The following is a 23966-nucleotide window of genomic DNA, read 5'->3' as shown; positions in this document are numbered from 1 at the left end:
GGAAATTCCTGTTACTTCAAGCCATCTGGCCTGTGCTGCTAATTTTCTGCGTCAATGCAGAGTTTTCCCACGGAGACTTATAGCGGGCAGCGTTCATCTTCGTAGCGGGTGCGATGCAAATGTGTAACGCCACCAGGGGCTCTGTGCCGGTGGGGCCATACATCATCTGGTTGGCGACAATGACCTGCGGCGCAGCGCCGCGAAAGACAAGGTGGCCAGACAATTCGTAAAAATGCCGATCGGGTCCGACCAGGCTGAAACCTGCTGAAACCAGAGGCAAAGACTTGCCACGGGTACCGGTGAAGGCTCCCGTAGCGACATTAGGGCTAGGGCCGGAGCCGGCGACAGTGGAGGTGTAAACCAGGTCCACGCCTGCCGGCTTGTCGTCCCACAGGATGGAAAACCCTTCAAGGCGCCGGGTGCCGTCAGGTTCACCGGTCCAGCCTTCCGTAGACATCACATCACCTTCGCCTTGCAGATGCGCGACCAGCTTCAGCGCAACGGGCGTGAGAGTCGACGAGATTGCCGCGCTCGGTTCGGCAGTCGCAGCGATCGTGAAATTGCGCATGATGGCGGTGGAGGTGTCGATTCGGTCGATGCGCAAGTCGATAGGGTCGATGACTGCGTCGAACATATGGTATTCGGTGATCAGAACCGTGGTGATGCCGCCCTTGACGCGAGCAACGATGGTATCGCCCAACCGGGTCAGCATGTTCTTGCTGACACCTTCGGCTGGAAAGAAATCAATAGAACCTTTACCCAGTGGGGCTTGCTGCAGTGCGATGCACACAGGCTTGTCTGCGGGTGGCTGCGAGGCATAACGGAATATGTACATTCCTGGCTCGAGCAGCGTCACGCGAGAGCTGATCTTTAATCCATCAAGTTCTGGAGACTGCACCCAACAAGATTCCTTCTTATCCTGAGCGGCTATGCCGTTAGTCCATTAAAGGGCTGTAACACACTACTCGGGTACTGCTACGTATGGTCGATGGCTGTGTTGGCCAGACTGCGAGACTAGTCCATTTGTAGGAAAAGTCAATTCTAATAAGTTCGATTTTAGGCGTGGTCTGTAGGAATTTTCCGATTGGTCAATTTCCCTCTAGAACGTACTTCTCAGGCCTTTGGGTGGCAGAGTGCTATAAATCTTTTTGGTCTTTGCTTATGCGTGTTTGATTGATACAAGATGTTTCGTAGTTGGTTGATCAAATGTGAGTGGGGCCTGTCGCGTCAGCGGTGCCAATCAAGATCGATTCTGAGTAATGTCGAAGTTCTATGTAATGTGGAAGTTCTATGGCTGCGCTGTTTAGGTGCGTTAATCGTTTCAGCAAAAAAAAGGGCGCACCGCGTCGGTGCGTTTGTATGCCGTTCATCTGTAACTCAGCGACGCTTTTGAGGCATTGCCGCTCAAGCTGCCTGTTCTTTATTGCGCTCCTTCATATATTGCACTTTTTAAAAAGTTGAACTTTAAGCCGTTACGTGAATGCTCGGCAGTTCAGCTTCCGTCACCGTTTCCCCCTTGGATGCATAAAAAGTATTCACCTGCACGCGTTCATATTTGCGTGTTTTGATCGTGCTTTGATGCTGTGGTGGGCCAAAAGCAGGTGCTACACTGCCGCGCGTTTACCGATTTCTCATCAGTACGGATTCTATGAGTCGTTCACACGAAAATAATTTGCAGGTAGCCCTTAAGGCTTGCAAAGGCAGCTTTATCTCAGTCGGTTTCTTCAGTCTGTTCGTAAACGCCTTGATGCTGGTCCCCACCCTTTACATGATCCAGGTCTCTGGGCGGGTGGTGCCCAGTAGCAGCACTCCAACACTGATCATGCTTACCCTGATCATGACTGTTCTGATGATCACCATGGGCTCGCTGGAGTGGGTCCGATCCAGAATCATGGTCCGTATCAGCAACAAACTCGACGTTTTGCTAAGTCGCGACGTCTACCAAGCCAGTTTCAGGAAAGCGTTGAGAAGTGGCGGCATGGATGCGTCGGCCCAATCACTCAATGACCTGACTTCACTGCGTCAATTTCTCACGGGCAATGGCCTGTTCGCATTTTTTGACGCACCTTGGCTGCCGATTTACACCGCGGTCATGTTCATATTCCACCCCTGGTTTGGCTGGATGACGGTGGGTTCTGCCATTGTTCTGGTGGTATTGGCTTACTTGAACCACCGTTTTACTGGCAAGGCACTGACCGAGGCTAACCAGCAAAGCCTGACTGCAAACCTTCTGACTACCAAAAACCTGCGCAATGCAGAAGTTATCGAGTCGATGGGCATGCTTGACACCTTGATGGCCCGTTGGGGCAAGCGGCAGCGCAGGGTCCTGGTTCTGCAGTCTGATGCCAGTGACAAAAGCGGGACGATCAGCTCTATTTCAAGAACCTTCAGAAACTGGGCGCAATCAATCATGCTGGCGCTGGGGGCTTATCTGGTGATTACTCATCAGATCAATCCGGGCTTAATGATGGCCGGCTCGCTTTTGTTGGGGCGCGCTCTTTCGCCCGTTGACCAGATAATCAATACCTGGAAAGGTTTTGTTGCTGCCCGCGTGCAGTACAACCGTCTGAACGAGACGCTTGAAAAGCTGCATAACGAACCGGATCGCATGGCTTTGCCTGATCCCGAAGGGCATATTCAGGTCGAAAACCTGGTAGTCACACCGCCGGGTGGCAAGAACCCGGTTATTCGCAACATCAGTTTCGTAACGCCGGCTGGCACCATTGTGGGTATTGTCGGGCCGAGCGCAGCAGGCAAATCGACCCTGGTAAGAGCCCTGTTGGGCATCTGGCCGGCACAACACGGTACGGTGCGTCTGGACGGTGCCGACATCAGTGCCTGGGATAAACAGAAGCTTGGCCCGCACTTGGGCTATCTGCCACAGGACATCGAACTGTTCGAGGGCAGCATCAGCGATAACATCGCTCGATTTGCCAAGGTCGACCCCGATAAAGTCGTTCTGGCGGCGCGCACCGCGGGCGTGCATGAAATGATCCTGCAGTTGCCTGACGGCTACGACACCGTGATTGGCAGTGATGGCGTCAACCTGTCTGGTGGACAGCGGCAACGCATCGGTCTGGCCAGGGCTATTTACGGCAGCCCGCGGTTGATTGTGCTGGATGAACCCAACTCCAATCTCGATGAAGTCGGCGAGCGCGCTCTGAGCGTGGCGCTGCAACTGATAAAGGAGTCAGGTGCCACGGTATTCATCGTCTCTCACCGTCCCAATATTCTGTCGCGGCTTGACCGGGTCATGGTCATGAACGCCGGCACCATCACTTTGTACGGCGCGCGTGATCAGGTCATTGCCGAGCTGGCACAGCAACAGGCGAAGGCGCAGCAGGCTCAGCAGCGGGTGGCTCCGGCAGCCACCGGTGTTGCACCGGCGCAACCTGCGCAACCTGGCGCGTGAAAGGAATTCATGAATGAGCATTAAGACAATATCCACGCTCGAGGCGGATGCAGATGACATGCCCACCTCTGATCGCGGGGTTCGCCGGATCGGTGTGGCGATCGTACTGGTTACCTTCGGTCTTTTCGGCACCTGGGCGGCATTCGCTCCACTGGGCAGTGCGGTGTACGGCTCAGGTGTGGTGATGGTGCAGAGTTATCGCAAGACGGTTCAGCATCTTGAAGGCGGTATCGTCAAGGAGCTGCTTGTCCGTGATGGGGACACCGTTCAAAAGGGTGATCCGCTGATCGTGCTGGACGACTCGCAATTGCGCTCTCAATACGAGTCGACCCGCAACCAGCTGATTTCGACCCAGGCCAGGGAGGCACGACTGCGCGCGGAGCGCGACGAGCTGCCCTCGATTCCGCCACTGACCATCAGTGGTACGGACAGCGTGCGCGCCAAAGAAGCCATAGCAGGCGAGCAACAGGTATTCAGCACCCGGAAAAATTCCCGCCTGACCGAGATATCGGTACAACGCGAACGCATCGGGCAATTGAAGCAGCAGATCAGTGGTCTGCGAGACATGATCCGCACCAAGATCAGCCTTGAAAAATCCTACAGCAGTGAGATCACCGAGCTGAAGGATCTGCTGTCTCAAGGCTTTGTCGACAAGCAGCGCTTGCTTGAGCAGGAGCGCAAGCTGGACATGCTCAAGTCCGAAGTGGCCGATCACGAGTCCACGATTACCAAGACTCAGCTACAGATCAGTGAGACCGAGCTGCAGATCATTCAGTTGAACAAGAACTTCAGCTCTGACGTGGCGAAAGAGTTGAGCGATGTGCAGGCCAAGGTATTCGATTTGCAGGAGACCGCTACCGCGCTGCAGGACCGTCTGTCTCGCGTGGTCATTCGGGCTCCTGAGGACGGTATGGTTCTGGACATGAAAGTTCATACGGTGGGCGGCGTAGTCAGCGCCGGTACGCCATTGCTGGATATCGTGCCGGAATCTTCCGAGCTGGTCGTTGAGGCTCATGTCGCTATCACGGACATTGACCGGATTTCCATCGGCAAGCTGACAGACGTTCGCTTCAGTGCCTTCAACAGTGCTACCACTCCTGTCATCGAGGGGGAGGTGACGCGCATCTCCGCTGACCGTTTGAAAGACGATGCCGGTGAGCCGTATTACCTGGTTCGGGTAAAGCTGACCGAGAAAGGCATGAAACGTCTTGGCGACCACAAGTTGCAGCCGGGCATGCCTGCCGAGGTGCTGATCAATGCTGGAGAACGGACCATGCTCCAATACCTGTTGAAGCCGGCGTCCAATGTGTTTATCAAATCGATGATCGAGGAATGATCGTGCTGCGCTTCGTTCCTGTGTTCCTTTCTCTCGGGCTGGCCAGCGTTCAGGTCCATGCAGACCCTACGCAGCCCGCTGCACCCCAGGTCACCAGCGCTTCGGCATACGCCGTGGATCTGATGAAGCTGTATCGCGAGGCGCGTCTGGAAGATCCGCGCATGCTGTCCGCCTATCTGCGTGCCCAGTCTGCAGTCGACAGCGAGCGCGATGCGTTCGGCGGGCTGTTGCCGCAGGTCACTGCAAACGGCAGTTACAACCGGATCCTGCGCAAGGACGACACGCAGCGCGAGATCTATAACAACTCCAGTTATTCGCTCAACCTGACCCAGTACCTGTACAACAAGCAGGCCTGGGAAACCTACCAGAAGGCCAAGAGCACGACGGAGCAGAAGGGGCATCAGGCCGAAGATGCCCAGGCTGAGGCCACGGTTGATCTGGCCAAACGGTATTTCCAGGCGCTGTCTGCCGACGATGAACTCGAGCTGATCATGGCCGAGCGCCGGGCGACGCAAAAGAGCCTGGATCGGGTCAGTGCGATGTACGAAAAAAAGATGGCCGTGGTCACTGATCTGCTGGACTTGAAGGCGCGTGTCGATTTGCTGGCCGCACAAGAGGTTGATGCCCGCAACCAGATCAGGCTCAGCCGTGCTGCGCTCTCTGAAATTGTCGGCCGGCCGATCACTGAGCCGCTGAGCCGCATCAGAAACGACATTGCGCTGCAGGTGCCGTCCAAATCGATGGACACCTGGGTGGCGCAGGCCATCGACAGCAACCCGTTGCTCAAGGCGCGGGAAAGCAGCCTCGACGTCGCCAACGCGGCGGTACGTGAAGGCAAGGGCGGGCATTATCCGACCCTGACCTTTACTCTGGGTGCCCAGCAAAGTGACGTGGGCTATGACAACACCCTGTCACCGCGCAGCGACAGCTATGTGGCGACGATCGGTGTGCGCGTGCCGATTTACAGCGGCGGCTCGACCTCTGCGCGGGTGCGTGGACTGTACAACGAGCAGCTGGCTACCGAGCAGGATGTGGAAAGCGTGCGCCGTCAGGTGGTCAAGGAAACCACCAACGCCTACCTGACGGCGTTTTCCAGTGTCGAGAAGATCCGCGCCAACAAGAATGCGCTGGCATCGTCAGAGCAATCGAGCATTGCTGCGCAAAAAGCCTTTTCTTATGGTGTCGTTAACGCGGTCGATGTGCTGACCAGCGTGCAGAACGAGTTCAAGGCGCGGCGTGACCTGCTCAAGGCGCAGTACGACTTCATCACCAACCTGTTCATCCTCAATCGATGGGCAGGCCGCCCGCCACAGGAGAGTGTCGACAGCGTCAATGTCTGGCTGGGCGGTACCAATCCGGCAGTCGAGAAGGCTGCGGACTCGGCCTTGAAAAAGACGCCCTGATCGCACCTGCGGCGCGCTTCAAGGCTTGTGCCTGGTGGCTCTTCTAGCGACGAGCCGCCAGCACCTTGCGGTAGATATCCAGCGTGTTCTGCGCACAGGCATCCCAACTGAAATGACGCGCACGCCCAAGCCCTGACTGAACCTTGCGCTCACGTTCTTCAGGCTGTTCCAGGACGGCGAGCATTGCAGTGCTGATGCTTTCTGCACTGTGCGGGTCGACAGCCCATGCTGCATCGCCTGTCACTTCCGGCAGTGAAGAATTATTGGATGCGATCAGCGGGCACTGTGCCGCGAATGCCTCGATGGCCGGCAGGCCGAACCCTTCATACAGCGAAGCAAACACCAGTGCTCCGGCACTTTGCAGCAGCGCCAGCACCTCATTCTGTGGCAGGTAACTTAGCCAACGGCCTTCGCCACGTTGTTGTAGCGCCTCAAGCTGCGGTAACAGTTCTTCGTTGCTCCAACCGTCACGCCCGACAATCACCAACGGATGCTCTTTACGTACCTGTGCGGGCAGTCGCTGGAAGGCTTCAAGCACGCGCTGCAGGTTCTTGCGAGGCTGCAGTGTGCCGACTACCAGAAAGAAACCAGGTTTGAGGCCATGGGTGGCCAGCACGCGGTTGCGCTCGGCAATGTCTATGCGCTCGAAATACACAGGGTCCACGCCCAGGGGTGTGACGCTGATGCGCTCTGGCGCGATGCCCAGGTGGCTAACCATGTCCTGCTTGCTGTATTCGGAGATGGTGATGATGTGATCGGCACGTTGGATGCTAGTGGTAAACAGCCAGCTTTTCAGGCGCTTGAGGTCTTGCTTGATCCATTCCGGATACAGCACCGGAATCACGTCCATGATCGTGGCGACGACAGGTACGCCTTTGATCCGCGGGATGTGATGATCCGTCGCATGAAACAGCTGGACGTCTTTGGCGATGCTTGCCGAGCAGCCTAATGGCAGTTTGAGGACGCCACTGAGCACAGCATGAATACGGTAGTCGCTGGACAACCGTTGCGGCCTACCACACGCCAGCACTGGCAAGTGCTTGCCGAAAGCGTAAGGCTTGACGTGGATATCTTCCGCCTGACTCAACCTGTCCATGCCTTGCCAGAGCGCTCGGGAGTAGATTCCGATACCGTCCAGGTGCCCGGCACGTTCGCCGTTTGCCCAGACCGTGCAGCTCAAGCCTATATCCATGTTCTGTCGTTCTCGATGTCGATCAATTGCATCACTTCTCAATGGCATGCTCAGGCAGCGGATTTGCGCTTGCTTGCTGTGGATACGTAGGGGCAGGTATGGAATCGGGCGCGAAGACTAACATGGGGCAGCTCGGCTCGCACGGCGGGCGGAGCTGTTGCCGCGAGTGAGTTGCTGAATGGTAGGCATATTGTAATGGCCATCCTGTTGCATAGCGACTGGAGCACCCGGATAATGCGGTCTTTGCTACGCCTTCGTGGCCCAAGAATGGAGCGTCTATGTTCACCCCTGTAATTCTGGCTGGCGGTAGTGGTTCGCGGTTGTGGCCTTTATCGCGGCAGAGTTTCCCGAAGCAGTTTCTTGCCCTTGATGGCCAGGATCAGGGAACCATGTTTCAACGCACGCTGGGCCGCCTGAAAGGCCTTGAACACGCGCCTGCGGTTGTTGTGAGCAACGAAAATCACCGCTTCATTGTCGCCGAGCAGCTACGTGTTGCGAAGATGGGCAGTCGTCGTGTCATCCTCGAGCCGCTCGCCCGTAACACTGCGCCGGCCATCGCTCTGGCTGCGCTCGAAGCAACGGCTGATGGCACCGACCCGATTCTGCTGGTACTGGCTGCCGATCACCATATCCACGACGAAGAAGCTTTCCGACAAGCGGTAGCGGTTGCTCAGGTGCACGCCGAGGCGGGCCGTCTGGTGACGTTCGGGATTACCCCGACTCACGCTGAAACCGGTTTTGGCTACATCCACTGTGGTGAATCCATTGCCCAGGGCGGCTTCGCGATTGAGGCCTTCAAGGAAAAGCCTTCGCCGGAAATGGCCTCCGAATACCTGTCCTCGGGTGCTTACCTGTGGAACAGCGGTATGTTCATGTTCCGTGCCTCGGTGTTCCTGGCTGAGCTGAAAAAGCATCGCTCCGACATCTTGTCTGCATGCCGCGTAGCCTTGGCTGACTCCGATGCCGACAGCTACTTCCTGCACGTATCCTCCGAGAAGTTTGCCTTGTGCGCTGATGAGTCAGTGGACTACGCGGTCATGGAGCACACCGATCTCGGTCTGGTCGTACCTTTGGACGCAGGCTGGAACGATCTGGGCAGTTGGGCTGCGATCTGGGACGTGGGCCCGCACGACGAGAACGCCAACCGCCTTGAAGGCGACGTGATGGCCATCGATACGCGCAACTGCCTGGTGCAGTCGCACCATCGACTGGTAGCCACTGTCGGCGTCGAGGACTTGATCGTCATCGAAACCAAGGACGCCGTTCTGGTTGCCAACAAGCACAACAGCCAGCAGGTCAAGGACGTGGTCAAGCGTCTGCAGGCAGAAGAGCGCCCTGAGTTCGTCACTCATCCACTGGTCAACCGCCCGTGGGGCCACTACGACACGATCGATCTCGGCGAGCGTTATCAGGTCAAGCGCATCAGCGTACTGCCAGGCGAGTGCCTGTCGCTGCAGATGCACTACCACCGCGCCGAGCACTGGATCGTTGTATCTGGTACCGCGAAGGTTATCTGTGACGATCAGGAACTTATCCTTTCCGAGAATCAGTCCACTTACATACCGCTGGGCGTCAAGCACTCGCTGGCCAACCCTGGCAAGGTGCCGTTGGAGCTGATCGAAGTGCAGTCCGGCTCGTACCTGGGCGAAGACGACATCGTGCGCTTTGAAGACCGTTACGGTCGTCTGAAGAAGTAATCCGGCATCCGCTGCATGCTGGTCCGAACGCCCCGCAAACCTGTTTGCGGGGCGTTTTTCGTTGGGGAAGGGCCGGTTGTCCTGTCTATGTGCTTGCCGCCTGAGTTGGAGGCGTCCTCAACACCTGCCCATTCGATGACGTTACCCGGAAATATCATCAGGGATGTGACGCCTCCCCAAGTGGAGGGCTGACCGGGGAGGGCGTGAACCTGTCTTGCGATAGAGCTCCAGTGCCTGGGAGTGATGACGTACCGTGAGCGTAGGATGATCGATAATCTGTGGTAGCTATGCGGTAGCTGTCACAGGAGCGCCGCCCCAAAACGATAAAACCGCGCCAGGGCGCGGTTTTATCGAGGTGTGCAGTTCGAAGTGTTTCAGGATGCTCCTGAAACCGGATACTCAAATCAGACGTTAAACCGTCTATATCTGTCTATGTGCTTGTTTATTAACGATTAATTGATAAAAAGACAATTTTGTACTCGATTTTATACTCATCTGCCACTTCTCTGCTTCATTCGGCCACCAGATAGCACCGAATCATTCCCATGTAGTATCGACCGATAACCGCTGATTCGCGTCAGACGAACCATTAGGCGTCCGCACGTCACTCGGTGGTCGACGCGTGGAAGGACAAAGTATCGCTAAAGCACGGTTGACCCTCCCGGTTGTTACTACGGCCTAGTGCAGAGGTTAGCTACGTGACTGAGATGACGGACGCAGATGTGAATGCATTATGGTGCGAAAATGTGGGTTTCCCGGCAAAATCAATTGTTGAGGCATCGGACTGTGGCCATGCGTCGTTTACCGCCTCGTCCTGGAGGCTCAGAACGCACCAGCGGGTCCTCGCCGGTCCAGGGGGACATCCTGGTATAGGGGTGTCCGGAGGCAATTCAGAGGTTCGTGGCCATCATAGCCATCTTTATGGAAGATTTTTAGATGCCTGATTAAACGCGATGCTACTCATCGTCAAAAGCTCTCCTGTCTCGCTTCACTATACGGGCATGGCAGAGACACGGAACGGTCATGACTACGAGATGGAATCAAGGAGATTAAAATGGTCGACCAATCCTCTATTCCAGAAGATGCTAATTCTTTAATCAAAAAAATTGATGACCTGATAAGTTCAATTGCAAATAATGACTCACTTGTCAGAGGAAAGTCTGTTCGCTCGAAGCTCTCAAAACTAGTTGATGAGTGTAACGCTCGACACCTCAGAGCTAAGACAAAAATTGAGAGCTTTGAACTGTTGGCATTTACCATAAATACAGAAGCCGTGCTACAGCATCTGAACCAGGATATGAGAAGTGACTGGTTCGTAGATGCGATCCAGCATCGAGATTTATTTGAGAATAAATCATCGCTTAGTGATACTTTGAGAATGCTGTTGTCAGCTGATAACGGTAGATATTTGGGAGGCGATAGAAAGATTTATGACATACCCAAAAAAGGGCTCGGAATCCGATACTCATTAGAGACGGATTTTTATGATCGATTCATATACCAAGCAATCTGCTCCTATTTGATGCCTTTTTTCGATCCCTTACTCTCCCATCGGGTTTTGAGTCATCGCTATAATAAGCACAGAACATCCGAGCGATACATATTTAAAAGCAGGATTGAGCTTTGGAAAACCTTTGAGGGGGTAACAAAGACGGCGCTAAAAAACAATCAGAGCCTACTGGTCACTGATCTGTTGAATTATTATGAAAATATTACTGTTGCTTCGATAAAAAGCGCATTCGAAGAGCTATTGCCGAAAGTTAACGCGACAGGTCCAGAAAAATCTTTGATACGAAACGCTATACATACGCTGTGTGAGCTTTTAGCTAGATGGAGCTATGATGACCTTCATGGGCTTCCCCAAAATAGAGATGCATCATCCTTCGTCGCTAACATTGTGCTTAATTCTGTTGACCAGGCCATGGTCACAATGGGGCATGACTATTACCGCTATGTGGATGATATTAGAATAATATGCACATCACCGCGCTCCGCGAAAAAAGTTCTAACGGAGCTCATTAGTCAGCTCCGAACGGTCGGTATGAATATCAACTCCGGAAAGACTATAATACTTACTAAGGATAATTCAGACACGGAAATAGCAGAGCACTTTCCCACAACCGATGATCGCACCATGACGATTGATACCATGTGGCGCTCTAGGAGTCGAAGAGTCATCGCTCGCTCTGCAAAATATATTTACGATCTTCTAAAGGAATGTATAGATAATAGGCAGACGCAGTCCCGACAGTTTCGGTTTGCTGTGAACAGACTCATACAATTAGCTGAATCAAACCTGTTTGACGTCCATAACTCTGTAGCTACAGATCTCAAAAAATTGCTAATTGAAACGTTGGAAGAACATGCTGCATCAACAGATCAGTATTGCAGAATACTCGGAGTGTTAGCACTCAATGAGAATGATCTAGATCAGATTTCCCAGCACCTTAGTGATTATGAAAAATCTATACACTCTTGGCAAAATTTCCATCTGTGGTTGCTGCTTTCAAAAAAATTGTATAAGTCTGAAAGCCTGATAGAACTTGCACTTGATCGGATTCGCCTTGACCTACTCCAGCCCGAAATTCCCGCAATATTTATATATCTTCGCTGCGTAGGCAAGAGTGTGTTGCTAGTGCCGCTGATAGAAAGGTTCAGCTCAGCCTGGCCCTATTACCATCAGCGAAATTTTCTACTGGCAACTAGTGACCTAGATAGGGATACCCTTAAGCCACTGATCCCTGAGTTATCCATTAAACTCAAGGGGACAGTTGATCGAGCTCGATCACACTATAATAATGGCTTGCCTCTTCTTGATAGGGAGCCGCGAAGCCCACTAGACCTATATGAAGAAATAACTCCCTATGATTAGAGCAAAGAAAGTGCTTATGTTTGTCCGGGATTATACTGACTCAGGAAATGATAAGTTTTTCTTTTGGGGAGATAGCACGCTGAGTAGTGTTACTATTCAGCAATTGGTGCTCGAAGAAGCTGAAATAGTTTGCCATGATTATTGGCTGATAGCTCCAAGGATATTTGCGTCTGCTCGTAGATTGCCGAAAACTGTAACCGATTTGGAGGAACTTAGAATAATGTCCTCAGGCGTAAAGGGTGATCGTGAAAAACGAGAAAAAATAGATATTTCGAGTGCGCTTCAAGATTTCGCTGATAGCGAGGTGATTAAATCATACATTGATATATTTCAGAAAAAATCTCCAATTGACGAGGTTATATTGCAGACGATTGGGGAAGCTCTATTCAATCTATCGGTGAAGGCAGAATTAGTTGCTAAAGATAATAATGAATGGGCAAGGTATACAACAGTAGAGCGCCCTGTTGCTGACTACCTGATTAGTTCCGCAGCGGCGGGAATTGCAATTGACACGACAAGGCTTCGGATTCATAAAGAGAATATCGAGTTCGATTATTATATGGCTCTGAAGCAGTTCTCCGCAAAATACGACGTACCCCTTGAGCTGCCATCAAATGACGACATAATTCGCCGGCTTGAACCTATGGGTTACGATTTTTTGGGCGTAGATGTTGAGTATGTACTCAACTTTGTTCCGATGAATGATAACTTCGCGATCGATCTCCTAAAATTGAGAAAAATCGCAAAATCTCGAAGTGTTCTCAACGCTATCCCGCTGAGCCAAAAAAGAATTTATCCCATAGTTGATTGCTTCGGCTCCATTACATCGAGAATTTACTTTAAAGATCCGTCTCTGCAAAATCTAGCAAAGCATCATAGAGATATACTTGTTCCCGATGAAGGCCGCGCTTTTTCTTATGTGGACTATGAGCAATATGAAGCGGGAATTATGGCTGCTTTATCCGGCGACGAGAAGTTGTTAGAATTGTATGCGGATGGCGACCTTTATAAGCAGGTGGCCAAGGATATATTTGAAGGTGAGGGCCGGCGAAAAGAAGCCAAACGGCTTTTCCTCTCTTACGCCTATGGTATGAAAAATAGACATCTAATAGATGCAGCTTTCGGGTATGGCGCTGATCGGCGTGCAACCAAAGCCTTTTTCAAGCAATTCTGCAAATTTGAAGAGTGGAAAATTTCCGTCCATGATTCATTTGGTACAGATCAGAGAATCGGCACAGTACTAGGTAATTACCTCAAGCGAGATCGAACGGGTCCTCTAACAGACAAAGAAAAGCGATCTGCTGTGAGCCAGTTAGTGCAAGGTACAGCGTCTTTAATTTTCAAGAAATCCTTGATGAAACTTCGGGACGAGGCGGGGGCAGGCTTAAAAGTTCCTATGCATGATGCTGTCCTATTCGAGCACTCACTAGAATTCAACCCTCAAGTTGTCGCCGATTTATTTTCGAGCACGATGACTGACCACTTTAGTGGCAAGATTATCGGTAAGGCGTCGCTTAGCCCTTTCTCATCTAAATTAAACTCATGATTCTACTTCGGCGTTATCCAGTTTTCGAATAGCTTTAAGGACTGAGCATATCTGTTCTGAGTGAAAGCCGGGTCAAGGGCCGCCGCACCGGCTCGTCGGGCTTGCCCGTCGAACGGAGCGCCGGGGCGAAGCCTTCACCCTTGATGCGGTTGGAACGACCCAAGCCTATGCAAGGAAGGTGATGGGCGCTCTTCCCATCACCTTCCCGCCGCGTCGCAAGGCAGACTTGGGCGTCCAGAGGGGCAAGGCCCCTTTGGCCCGAGCGGAGCGGATGGCATTGTCTCGGCGGGATTTTCGAGACGCGGCCTCACGAGCCAAAAACTGATCGGCAGCGTATTCCAGTGCCGCCCAATAGGCTGAATCTAAGATCACCAGTTCGCCTTGGACAAACTTATGCGCAATCATGCCTCCACCCCTGGAAGCCAAAGCCCACGCTTCACAAACTGCTTGAATGCGCCTTCGACGTACAACGTTCCGGTGAGTACCTGCCAAGCTCGATAGCTCCACTTGATAGCAAGGATCGAGAAAGGCACTGCCATCGACAAGATGCTGATGCAGGTCATCGCCATGCTGCCTGTTGCGAGGCTGTACAAGGCGATCAAAGGACAAAGCGCAGCTAATACCCAAAACATCCGAGATTGTCGTGTGTGTGATTTAATCAAGCCCATCTGCTCTTCTTCACTCATGCCATTGAGGCGGGCACGACCCTTTTTACTAATAAGGGGAATCAGCACCTCATTGATTGAGTTTTGATCGCGCTTGGTAAAAACGCCGAAGCCACAGCCACCCGAACAAGTCCATGGGTAAATCGCATTTTCGTCTGGTTCTGCGTCTTTGTGAACGAACATCACCCCCTTGTCGCACACAGGACAATGCGGGTTCCTGATCGTGTTCACCAAGTCTTTTAAATGTTGGTGGTTCGTTGAAATACTGCGCCACCCAAAGATCGAAAGAGGCATGGAAACGCACATGAATTTTGCAGCCTTCTTTGCAGTTTTCACAATCTTCATTTCAAAGCACCTTACTCGCACGACGGCGACGTTTCACAGAGATATTGGACAGAACTTTTTCAGCTACAGCGATAAGCACCGCCATGATGTCCTGAGAGGGGAGTTCTTCTACCTTGCATCCTTGTTTCATGGTTCCGACTTCCGGGGTCAGTGGTACAAATTACCGGCCCGCAGGGGCCGGATAATTACAGCGACGGATCGCTGTCACCCTTATTATTTGGGGTTGCTGGTTTCGCGGCTTCTACCGTCTGATCCCACCATTTTTTCATGAGCGCTACCGTGTGGGGCGTGAGTTCTTGCAGCACAGGCTCATCAGCCGGCAGCACTCGGATATGTTTACCGCTTAACCAATTTTTAGACAGATCGTAGTAATGCAAAACAAGCTTAGTGATCGTATCTTGTGGAGCATTTTTTAATACTTCCATTGTGCTCATGGAAATAATCGAAAGGCTAGATATTGCATAGTTTGCTTCTTGTATTGTCACCAATAGATTAGCGTTCTCTTTTTGCAATGCGGCATAGCCAGCCTTCCATTTATTGTTTACCTGAATCCATTGGCTATTTGCGTCTTCAAACCCTGCGTCATAACCTTCATTATGCCCCTTTTGATAACCCTGCCTGCGGCCAATAATTACCCCAGTGGTTTCTGCGTTAAAGTCATAAGACATAGTTACAGTCCCCTTTAAGTAATAATCGGCTTGTCATTGTTAACGTTGCCATCTCGGCCACTAGTCTTTGGTGAAGTTTCAGAAGCAAACGATCCGCCACCAAATCCGATAGGCCCATCATCATCAGCCCCGGACGGGGCGACCCCCTGCGGGCCTGAACTAAGTAACTTAGATGCACCGCTCTGGCCACTACGGCCACCACCATCACCATCACCAACTTTATGTTGAAGGCCAGACGTCCCCCCACCGGGAATTGGCTTTTTCCCGCCACCGGTAGAGCCATTGCCCAAGCTGCTTGGCCCAAATTTTTCTGTGTTGCTTCGCATCTCACTAGTGGCCTGTGTCGATCCCATAGAATCGATGCCGATGCCGATCCATTTCAAGACCACATCTGGCAAAGTCTGCGACAACCCAAAGATCATGTAGATAACAGGCAGCAATAGCAGGCCATACATGATTAACCAGTTGCGCCATTGGAAGAACTCAACAAACCAGCCCAAAGATTCCGCACTGGTCACATTGGCCGCGTGCATTGCCCAAAACGCTTTACTGATATACAGCAGGATTGGATTTGCTATTGCCATCGCTGCAAACAAACCGAAAACGATCAGTACAGGTCTAGCAAACAGCGATAACAGCATTAAATAACCTTGTATCTGCGAACCGACAAAAGAACGCTCTGGCGTCATGTGCATCAGCGCCCAAAGTGGCGCAGCCACAACTGCTTGCAGAACACCAAGAACCCACCCGACCACGGCAATAATGAAAATGGTGTAGGGCAGAGATGGCAGAAAAACACCAAAGTAAAATGCTAGTATTCCTACCCAGCTAGCAACTTCAACAAGTGGCTTTAAGAAATTATAGACAACCCATTCAAGCAATGTGTCAGCCAACGGAGTTGCATCAATACTAGTTCCGAAAAATGATACTGACCCAACCCCAGCAGCTACCGCTTTAGCGCCTGATAGCGCAGTATGCACGATGCGATTTGTTGTGATGGCGGATGCCTGCATAAGTGCCAGAACATCACCAGTCGTCTTGATCCGCGCAATTGCATCAACATCACCGTCTGTACCAATTAGCGTGGCCGTAACTCGCTCCATACCCCAGCCGATAAAGTTGCTCATAATGCTGTCGCCACGACTACCCAAGGTATCGATGTTCAAATCATCCAGCGATGCCGGCGCTAAAGCCGCTTTAATGTCTGCTGCATTGGGCGTGACGGGCTGCTTATAGTTTGAGCCATCAAGCGACTTGCTAATGATTGCCTGATATACAGTCTGATAGCTGTTTAACGCTAACTGGCCCCCCGGGCCTCTAGGCAGCATGTTCAGGTTCGGCTGCGTTGCAACCGCAACAGGCTCTGCAAACATAGCTCCCATCTCTTGCCGAATTCCAGAGAGGCGCTGATAAAAACCCCCAGCCATCGCCCAACCGTCTTTAGTCACATCCTCGACGTACTTCGCCATTATTTTTTGTAGCGTCTTATCATTCGTCATTTGCGACGTTAGATTTTGAGTAAGCGTATTTTGGGCTTGATTGATAATGGAGTTAAAGCGGTCACTCTTAACAGCATCCCATCCGGTCTTGGTTATATCCGTGGGCCAGGTGTTAACCCATGCATCAATATCGGCCATCACCTTGTTCATGGCGGCGATCTTGGCGTTAAGCGTGGCATGGCGTACTGCCTGCATCGCGGCCTTGTTGCTGGTAATCGTAGCAGGATCGAAAATTGAACTCGTAGAGGTTGAGGTCGTCACCAGTTCCGCAGGGACGCTAAAGCTATAGACCTTAATCGACCCACAAATTGGGGTGCCACCGCCAAGGTTGGTGGCCGCATTTCTATCTTTGATGAGGTAGATCGCAGCCTGTCGTCCTATGCCGTCCTGTACCTTGGAGTCAGGCTTGGAAAGCGCCTGTACAGCGGTAGGCTGGTCAAGCGACCTATAAATTGCATTGAGGGATCGGGCGCACCAGCTCGACGCCAAATAGGCTTGGCCGAACTGGCGAATGTCGTACAACGGATAGTTGGGGTTCGGCTTCGCGCCACTACCAAATCCAAGCTGGCTACTCACGCTGCTGAGCGAGCCGTTAACAATCCCGTTCTCCACACCGGCTTTGAATACGCCGTTGGCAAAACCAATCCCCCAAAGTCCAATTGTCAGTACGATGATCTGGATAATCGAATAACCGCTTGAAGCGGGCAGTAAGACTCCACCACCGAACACGATGCGCAGCGGAGTCCAAAGCGAACTCCATGCCTTGCCCATCGCTTCGCCCTCATTAGCCGTGTTGGCGACCCCGACAATGGCGATATACGAAACGAATAAAGACGCCAGTATCAGCAGACCAGAGTTGTACTGCACGAACATCGAGGCCAGCACGTTAGAGCTGGTAGTAACAGTTTCAGGGTCATTGCCTTGTGCCAAAGCGTCAATGACCGGCCCAAAGACTGCTTTAAGCACTCCAACACTTGCGTCTGAGCAACTGCTCGCGCCGTCCGTTGTGTCACACGGTGAAAAGGGCATTCCTGCCATCTGGAAAATCTCGCGGGGGAATTCACGAGAGAGTCTATAGGCCCACTGCATCCTTTAAAAGGCAGGCAAAAATGGGACATGGACTATAGTCCATCTATTATGGACAACGCCCTATCAACTCATTGTTTTTAAAATAGAAAATATATTTTTTAGTACTGAAAATATTTCTAATAGGCGATAAATAATAATGTTTATTTAACAAGGTCTGTCACGTAGACTCCAGCATCCCGAAATTTGCCAGCAGATACGGTGAAAAGTGAGATTCAAGCTCAAGTATCAAGACAATAAAACATTAGGTATCCAGTACATTGGCAACCCCGTAGCTTGCGTACGCCTTCTCGATGAAACGACCGAGAGCGGCAACCAAAAGCAAAGCTATGTCTGCACGATCAGCCGATGGGATACCAAGCTGCCAGAACACGCAGTCCAGTTGCTGACAAAGGTTGAAGTCGAGGAGTGGAAGGCATGGAAGGCAGCCCATGATGCTGCGTTCAGACGTAAGCAGCTCGAAGCATCACTGGATGCCTTACCTCTTACGTTGAGCTATGCAGCTACCGCCTTGACTGAGGAAGCGTGTACCGTCGATGAGGCACAGAAAACCGCTATTTGGTTGGCCCTGGACGCATTCAATCGTGCCATGGTGAAAGCTGGAATAGATCGTCCTACAAGGGGGCGCGGTCGGCCATCTTCGACAAAATTGGCTTCCCCAGAAATAGGAATGCCCATAATGCCGAACCTAGAACAACTTGGCTCCCCGCTTGAGTGTGCCTATCGGGGGATAGTGGAACGCTACAAAGCGTTACAGGCACGCTGCGTCGCCGAAAAATCAGATACTGATTAGATGCCTTAGAATCTTTTACCTAAGACAGCAAGCCGCTCTTTCATCAATTGGCCGTCACGCCGCATTTCTGCACGCAGGTCGTCCAGCTCCTCTGGGGTGAGCGAATAATACAGCGACCTCGTGGGTGGTTCTTCAGTTGTGCGCTGCCCATCGACCCCGTCCGGGTCGAACTGCTCTCTATCGAATGTCATACCGCATACCTCTACATATTCAAAATTCGCATGGCACTCACGCCCCCAAGGATCATGCACCCACAAGTCACCAAAACCGTCCCGAACGACGTAATACGCGCCGGGGTCGTTACGAACCACGAGCGGCAAGACATCGTCGAAATCTTGCGTTTCCGGGTTGAACCGCCACACGTACTTCATTCTATCGAGCATGGTGCCACCCTCACATATCCAAATCCGGCGAGTCCCTGTTCAATGAGTTCTGACGCTCACGCTCTTGCTCTTCCTTACGCTGCTGCAACCGCTGAGCTTGGGTCTGCCGTGCTGCTCGCTGATCGTCCTGATTCGGTGCTGTTGGCTCACTATCCACGTGCGTATTCATCAACGTTTGCCTCGCATAATCGCACTTTTCTGTCCAAGCATTTACTGATGAACCATGCGTTTTTAAAGCCTGACTCCAAGCATCGTCTCTTAACTTAATAGCGTCGGGATGATCGCTGTTCAAGTGATCGCGCCGAGCCTCGGATGGTCGCTCTACGTTCTTGCCAAAATCATTGTCCCACTGCATGGCCTTGCCCTTCGCCATGTGTTGGCCAATGAAGCCGACCGCCTTCTCCAGGTCTGGCCGCTCACCCCATGACTCCCGGTATGTGCAATCCAGCCTGGACCGATACTGAGCCACATCAGCCTCGACAGCATCCATCTCAACATAATCACGGACTGGCCGAACCGGTGCTGGCGCTGATAGAGCCTGGTGGGCCTCATCTCGCGCCATAGCGGCCTGCCAGGGCGCTTTGTTGGCATCGTGCTGACGGATAGCATCGAGCTGCTTTTGATCCTCCACGAAGCGCTGACGCTTTTGATCAATGTCTGCCTCTATTGCTTCTTTGCGTTGCTGCTCTAACTCAGGATTGGCAAACCGCACATCCAGCCGTCGCTTCACCGCCGTCGCAAGCACTCGATCCATGAATTCCTGGCCACCGTGTACCGCTACAGCGCCGAACTTTTCTTTCGCCAGCAGCAACCCCATCTCGATACTATCTGCATCGTTTCGACTGTCCTTGTTGAAGGTGATGCGCCGTCCTTCATCACGGAACGCCAGCCGGTCATTTACCGAATAGTTCACCGCACCAGTCGAACGATCAACAGCCCACGTAACGCGCGCCGAAAGCCTTGCAGGCCTAGCCGGGTCAAGATCGCTATCCGAAGTAGTCGTGAAGTAGGGTCGCCGTACGTCCGCGACATCTGGCTCTTGCGGATGTTTGCCTGTGCGTTTTTCTGCGTAGGAAAAGCCTCGAAGTTGCGCTATAGCTGCTGAATCGCCAGCCTCAGCACAATCTGCAACCCATTCCCGATAAGAAGGATGTTGCTCTTTTCGTAAACTGGCATTTTCAGCTTTAAATATGACTTTTAATTCGTCTCGTTTGGCCGCAGCGGTAAACGCTGCGACCGACAGAAGTGCTCTGCGATGGTTGCCGTCTAGCCCACTTCGACGGATGCCTTCGCGTTCTGCCCTAAGTAGATCGGTGAGGGCCTTACGCCGCAACTTCTGGGTGCGGGCTAGCTCAACCTTAGCCGGAGCTTTCATCGCCTTCCACTCAACGACAGAACCTTCATATTTGGCGCGCAACTCTGCGCGTTCTTTGGCGCGCTTCTCGCGGTTGTCGGCACGCTTGGTTGGATCGCGCAATGGGCGATGTTTGCTGTAGGTCTGATTCTCTAACGCTTCCCGGTCAAAATACCTGGTTTTAAGTGGCTCGTATGGGCCAAGCTGCTTTATGAGTTTTCCCCCACCCAACCCCATCTCAGATGCCTTGATCGGAGCCTGGGCGAGATCACTTACCGACGCCACGTAGAAAGCGTTGTTTCGGTCATTTGCTGGTCTCAACTCAAGTCCATGAGTGGCAAGTATCGTATGCAGCTCCTGCCACGAAGCTTTCGCGGATTCCATTAGCGCCTTGGCATCATCTTTGGGCGGTCCTTTGGCATAGCTCGCTAACGACTCATTACCACTGTGAACTTCAAGCTGCCGGGCCTTCTCTGGCAAATCAGCGCGACTCCCTTCCCGTGCCTTGAGCCGGTGTGCCGCACTCGTATAAGTCCAATCTATAGACTTCTTACCGTCAACCTCTTTGACAGAAAAAGGCCCATTGTCGTGTTTCCACCCTTGGTCAATTTCGATCTGCCGCATTGCCTTATCCAATGTGAATTTCGAATACGACATTTTCGGTACTCGGTGTCTATCTGGATGAACCTTATTCACCATGATATGCAAGTGCGCATTGTCGGTATCACGGTGTATGGCCGACAGATACTCATGACCGTTAAGTCCAATAGCAGCGAGCGCAAATTTACCCGCATCAAAAGCTTGATCATCGGTTGGGCAGTCTCCTTCTGACCAGCTCAGAACGAGGTGCATTACCGGATCTTTCGTGCGCTTACTTCGAACCGAAGTACCCCACATTTCAATCCATGCGGTGTCCTCAGAAAGGCAGTTTGTTTGCACTGCCACAGCTCCTTCAGTGACCTCACCGGTCTCAGGATCAATACCATGCCGAAAACTATTTATGTACTTGGATAGACTACGGAAGCTTGTCTTTCCATCGCTTCGTCGGGCAACGATCTTAGCGATCATCGCTATCCACTTCCTCGACGTCAGGCGCTATACGTTTGAGTGCCCTTGTTGCCTCGTCAACGGCATTCTTAAACGCAATCAATAACTCAGATGTTTGCTGTGAATGCGCACCACGGCTGCTATTAAATAAATCTTTTTGCAGTCCACCTAAACTACGAAGCTGAGCTGCAAACGTCTTTATGTCTGCACAGATGATGCGATCTGATTGGTTCCTTATGCGGCGACTCAATCCAGCACAACGAATAAACATCGACAACGATATGCCTGCATCCTCAGCTTTAGCTTTCAATGCATCTGCCTCTTCGGGCAAACAGCGAGTGTGAACGACCACAGTTCGTTTCCTTGTATCCGAACCAGAACGACCATTGACCATAACAAACTCCGACTCTAATGGCCGCACGGCGGCAGGGGCCTCGGGGCGGAGCCCTGAGCAGGGCAGGTTAGGGGGGATGACGAGCGAAGCGAGGAAGAGCTCCGGTGAGATACCAGCACGAAGTGCGCGGTAGCTCAAACCACACCCTGTCCTCGATCATCATGACTTCCACGGAGAAGGTAGCTTGGAGTTTTTATATGGTCAAATACGGCTCGGCGCCTAGAGAAAGTACGTACTTACACAATGTTCGCACCATGATGCCACAGAGTTGCCACAGAGTTGCCACAGAGTTGCCACAGAGTTGCCGCAATATGTACACAATCTTACCATGCAGTTACCACATTGCTACCACATTGCTACCACAATGGTTACAGGCTATAGCCACAGAGTTACCAGCTTGTTAGCACAGTCTTACCATACTAGTACCACTATTTTTTGGCACGATATATGGGTCGAAATTTTTCGGTTTTTTCATAAAATGACTTGGCGCGTTGAGGCGCTATACAAAAAAGCAAAGGGCTTTTTGAAGGGGAAGGTTGATCAGCCTTCAGAACGGGCCGTGGTTTCCGATCCGCCGCATAGGGGCTTTGCCCCTCTGGACTCCCCACACTCGCCCGCGTGGCGTCGGGAGCCTGGGATAGAAGCGCTCCCAGTCACCCTAGCGAAGGCTATTGGCCTCGAACGCGTCAAGGGGCCGAGTCCTCGCCCCTTCGGTGCTGCGGGCCGCACCAACCCCTTGACTCGACCATTAGACTTCAGACATTTTCAAGATATGATGAGCGACGCGTAATGAAAAAGTCAGTATAAAATTAAGAGGGGGTTGCGGTGCAGATTTTGACAGTTTCAGATTTTGAAAAAGTGGCCGTTAGATATTCAACTTTGTTCTATTCAAGATCTCTCAAGGATGGTCCGAAAAATATCGCGTATTGGATATCAGTTTTTTTCTTTGTGCTAACAATATTTTTTATGTTCTACAGTTTGGTTGAGTTAGCGTTAGGGCGGGATGCGAACACAGGCCTAGCAATGATAGCTGTTCTTTTTGAAATCGTCGGTTTGGCAGTTTGGATTGCTTTTTATGAGCCTGCTTACAGATATGACAAGCTAAAAAGGTCAGGCTTAAATATTTCCGATGTGCTTTGTAAAAAACAAGATAGAGAAATTATCAAAGGCATTTGGCGTAAAAAGAATTTATCTGTCCCGCCTGATAAGTATTTTGAGTTGGCCAAGAATTTGTATGAGGTTCAGGGTATGCTCTCCGAGTCTAGAAAGAATAAGCAGCTGGGCGATCGTTTTTTGAGTAGCTTTTTCAGCCTTAAGCCGTTTCAGACCTTGCTTTCAATTCCAGTTATATTGGCTATGATAAATTTCGCATTTAAAATACCTGGCGTGGAATTCAAAGTGTCGAATATTAACCTCTCGGTTTTCATGATAACTGCTGCGAAATATTCGCTCACCCTTTTTCTTATTTCACTAACTCTAGTTTTGATTGTTAGGTTGTTGTTGACGATGTCTATAGGTGTTTTCGAGCTGGTTAGTGAAACCTACAGAGGCAAATGCTCAGATTTGACTAAGAGAAGGTTTGTTAGAGCTTTGCTTGAACGAGCCGACTTGGTGGGGTGAGTGTGGCGTGCTGATGTGATCTATGCTCGTAGTGTCCGAAAACTTACGATGTATGACTTGGCTCACTTTGGTTGATCTAATTTGGCTAATAACAATTAGTTTGTGTTTTGGGTATCTGGATGGTGCATTTTTTGAAGGTTTTCTGTGGAGTTTTCGAGAGCGCCTATCTAAGGTAGGACCCAAGTGAAAAGCGCTCTCTGAATTATTTGTTAGGTATTTAACTCTCTCCGAGTAGCCGATTTGTGAGTGAGTGCAAAAGCAGATTTTGGAGAATTGGCAGTGGATGTGAACTGTTTGACTATCAGGTCGACTACCATCCGCGCATCATGAATCAGTGTTTTTTGCGCAATGGCCTGGACGAGCGCGTTGTGGACGTCGATCCGTTTGCTAGGCGGGGTCTCCGACAAATCGAACGGCGTTGCCCCCTAGTGTCGTGTTTTCTTTTAGTACTTTCTGTTTAGGTTGGTAGTTGGTGTTATCTACAACGCTTCCCGATACGGTATCCATCCCATATTCATCAGGTATCGCAGAGGTATCATCGTCCGAGCGCGGCATAGCCTTGTCTATCCAAGCTTGCTTCTCTCTGTTAGTTAATCGAGAGTTCGAATTAGTGACGAAATCCTCTTTCCACTCGGGCGGAACGTTCATGTATAG

Annotated in this window: 16 protein-coding genes; 8 read left to right on the top strand and 8 right to left on the bottom strand. The window is 51.6% G+C overall.

What is annotated here, in order from left to right:
• Positions 1-16: 16 nt before the first annotated feature.
• A complete protein-coding gene (locus JOE34_RS01565) occupies positions 17-835 on the bottom strand; it encodes a hypothetical protein (protein WP_010424838.1) in 819 nt (272 codons plus the stop codon).
• 813 nt (positions 836-1648) lie between these two features.
• Here JOE34_RS01565 and JOE34_RS01560 point away from each other — a divergent pair.
• The 3 genes from JOE34_RS01560 to JOE34_RS01550 are packed head-to-tail and all read left to right on the top strand — an operon-like array spanning position 1649 to position 6151.
• Positions 1649-3412 (top strand): type I secretion system permease/ATPase, encoded by a 1764-nt coding sequence (locus JOE34_RS01560; protein WP_029572108.1) that lies wholly within the window; start codon positions 1649-1651, stop codon positions 3410-3412.
• Positions 3413-3425: 13 nt separating this feature from the next.
• Positions 3426-4748 carry an HlyD family type I secretion periplasmic adaptor subunit gene (locus JOE34_RS01555; RefSeq protein ID WP_003345288.1) on the top strand — a complete coding sequence of 441 codons (1323 nt, stop codon included), beginning with the start codon at positions 3426-3428 and terminating at the stop codon, positions 4746-4748.
• Positions 4745-6151: a TolC family outer membrane protein gene (locus JOE34_RS01550; RefSeq protein ID WP_004402649.1), complete on the top strand. Its 1407-nt coding sequence runs from the start codon at positions 4745-4747 to the stop codon at positions 6149-6151. The genes JOE34_RS01555 and JOE34_RS01550 overlap by 4 nt, the downstream gene beginning before the upstream one ends.
• Positions 6152-6194: 43 nt before the next feature.
• Here the strand turns inward: JOE34_RS01550 and JOE34_RS01545 are convergent, their stop codons facing one another.
• Complete coding sequence (locus tag JOE34_RS01545) at positions 6195-7343, bottom strand: glycosyltransferase family 1 protein (protein WP_209995025.1); 1149 nt, start codon at positions 7341-7343, stop codon at positions 6195-6197.
• Between the two features lie 278 nt (positions 7344-7621).
• Between JOE34_RS01545 and JOE34_RS01540 the strand changes: the two genes are divergently transcribed.
• The 3 genes from JOE34_RS01540 (at position 7622) to JOE34_RS01530 (ending at position 13458) form a co-directional block, all read left to right on the top strand.
• Complete coding sequence (locus JOE34_RS01540) at positions 7622-9040, top strand: mannose-1-phosphate guanylyltransferase/mannose-6-phosphate isomerase (protein WP_063313437.1); 1419 nt, start codon at positions 7622-7624, stop codon at positions 9038-9040.
• A gap of 1054 nt (positions 9041-10094) precedes the next feature.
• Positions 10095-11912 (top strand): RNA-directed DNA polymerase, encoded by a 1818-nt coding sequence (locus JOE34_RS01535; protein ID WP_192152101.1) that lies wholly within the window; start codon positions 10095-10097, stop codon positions 11910-11912.
• A 16-nt stretch (positions 11913-11928) separates the two neighbouring features.
• The gene (locus JOE34_RS01530) at positions 11929-13458 is read left to right on the top strand and encodes a DNA polymerase (RefSeq protein ID WP_245226975.1); all 1530 of its coding nucleotides are present in this window, start codon (positions 11929-11931) and stop codon (positions 13456-13458) included.
• A 401-nt stretch (positions 13459-13859) separates the two neighbouring features.
• Here the strand turns inward: JOE34_RS01530 and JOE34_RS01525 are convergent, their stop codons facing one another.
• The 3 genes from JOE34_RS01525 to JOE34_RS01515 all read right to left on the bottom strand — a co-directional run bounded on the left by JOE34_RS01525 (position 13860) and on the right by JOE34_RS01515 (position 17601).
• Positions 13860-14468: a hypothetical protein gene (locus JOE34_RS01525; protein ID WP_192152099.1), complete on the bottom strand. Its 609-nt coding sequence runs from the start codon at positions 14466-14468 to the stop codon at positions 13860-13862.
• A gap of 185 nt (positions 14469-14653) precedes the next feature.
• Entirely contained in the window at positions 14654-15136 is a 483-nt protein-coding gene (locus JOE34_RS01520; RefSeq protein ID WP_192152098.1) for a hypothetical protein, read from the bottom strand.
• A gap of 14 nt (positions 15137-15150) precedes the next feature.
• Positions 15151-17601, bottom strand: coding sequence for a DotA/TraY family protein (locus JOE34_RS01515; RefSeq protein WP_264381736.1), 2451 nt, complete (start codon positions 17599-17601; stop codon positions 15151-15153).
• Positions 17602-17929: 328 nt separating this feature from the next.
• Here JOE34_RS01515 and JOE34_RS01510 point away from each other — a divergent pair, with 328 nt between their 5' ends.
• A complete protein-coding gene (locus tag JOE34_RS01510) occupies positions 17930-18514 on the top strand; it encodes a hypothetical protein (RefSeq protein WP_054996228.1) in 585 nt (194 codons plus the stop codon).
• Positions 18515-18519: 5 nt separating this feature from the next.
• Here JOE34_RS01510 and JOE34_RS01505 read toward each other — a convergent pair whose 3' ends face one another.
• Genes JOE34_RS01505 through mobA form a run of 3 tightly spaced genes read right to left on the bottom strand, consistent with a single transcriptional unit; the run spans position 18520 to position 21692 of the window.
• Positions 18520-18897 (bottom strand): hypothetical protein, encoded by a 378-nt coding sequence (locus tag JOE34_RS01505; protein WP_192152096.1) that lies wholly within the window; start codon positions 18895-18897, stop codon positions 18520-18522.
• Between the two features lie 10 nt (positions 18898-18907).
• Positions 18908-21319, bottom strand: coding sequence for a TraI/MobA(P) family conjugative relaxase (gene traI, locus JOE34_RS01500; RefSeq protein ID WP_192152095.1), 2412 nt, complete (start codon positions 21317-21319; stop codon positions 18908-18910).
• Positions 21309-21692: a plasmid mobilization protein MobA gene (gene mobA / locus JOE34_RS01495; protein ID WP_199868957.1), complete on the bottom strand. Its 384-nt coding sequence runs from the start codon at positions 21690-21692 to the stop codon at positions 21309-21311. Before mobA ends, traI begins: the two co-directional genes overlap by 11 nt.
• 825 nt (positions 21693-22517) lie before the next feature.
• Here mobA and JOE34_RS01490 point away from each other — a divergent pair.
• The gene (locus JOE34_RS01490) at positions 22518-23312 is read left to right on the top strand and encodes a hypothetical protein (RefSeq protein WP_192152094.1); all 795 of its coding nucleotides are present in this window, start codon (positions 22518-22520) and stop codon (positions 23310-23312) included.
• Positions 23313-23966 lie beyond the last annotated feature (654 nt).

This window comes from Pseudomonas sp. PvP028 (genome assembly GCF_017832255.1).
Lineage (GTDB): Bacteria > Pseudomonadota > Gammaproteobacteria > Pseudomonadales > Pseudomonadaceae > Aquipseudomonas > Aquipseudomonas syringae.
This window is presented reverse-complemented; position numbering and strand designations above follow the sequence as displayed.

What these genes read in the sequence shown, in the direction of transcription:
- JOE34_RS01550 (WP_004402649.1), top strand. Translation starts at nt 4,745, where the DNA reads ATGATCGTGCTGCGCTTCGTTCCTGTGTTCCTTTCTCTCGGGCTGGCC.
- traI (WP_192152095.1), bottom strand. Translation starts at nt 21,319, where the DNA reads ATGATCGCTAAGATCGTTGCCCGACGAAGCGATGGAAAGACAAGCTTC.
- JOE34_RS01530 (WP_245226975.1), top strand. Translation starts at nt 11,929, where the DNA reads ATGTTTGTCCGGGATTATACTGACTCAGGAAATGATAAGTTTTTCTTT.
- JOE34_RS01545 (WP_209995025.1), bottom strand. Translation starts at nt 7,343, where the DNA reads ATGGATATAGGCTTGAGCTGCACGGTCTGGGCAAACGGCGAACGTGCC.
- JOE34_RS01505 (WP_192152096.1), bottom strand. Translation starts at nt 18,897, where the DNA reads ATGCTCGATAGAATGAAGTACGTGTGGCGGTTCAACCCGGAAACGCAA.
- JOE34_RS01560 (WP_029572108.1), top strand. Translation starts at nt 1,649, where the DNA reads ATGAGTCGTTCACACGAAAATAATTTGCAGGTAGCCCTTAAGGCTTGC.
- mobA (WP_199868957.1), bottom strand. Translation starts at nt 21,692, where the DNA reads ATGGTCAATGGTCGTTCTGGTTCGGATACAAGGAAACGAACTGTGGTC.
- JOE34_RS01540 (WP_063313437.1), top strand. Translation starts at nt 7,622, where the DNA reads ATGTTCACCCCTGTAATTCTGGCTGGCGGTAGTGGTTCGCGGTTGTGG.
- JOE34_RS01525 (WP_192152099.1), bottom strand. Translation starts at nt 14,468, where the DNA reads ATGAAGATTGTGAAAACTGCAAAGAAGGCTGCAAAATTCATGTGCGTT.
- JOE34_RS01555 (WP_003345288.1), top strand. Translation starts at nt 3,426, where the DNA reads ATGAGCATTAAGACAATATCCACGCTCGAGGCGGATGCAGATGACATG.
- JOE34_RS01535 (WP_192152101.1), top strand. Translation starts at nt 10,095, where the DNA reads ATGGTCGACCAATCCTCTATTCCAGAAGATGCTAATTCTTTAATCAAA.
- JOE34_RS01565 (WP_010424838.1), bottom strand. Translation starts at nt 835, where the DNA reads ATGTACATATTCCGTTATGCCTCGCAGCCACCCGCAGACAAGCCTGTG.
- JOE34_RS01520 (WP_192152098.1), bottom strand. Translation starts at nt 15,136, where the DNA reads ATGTCTTATGACTTTAACGCAGAAACCACTGGGGTAATTATTGGCCGC.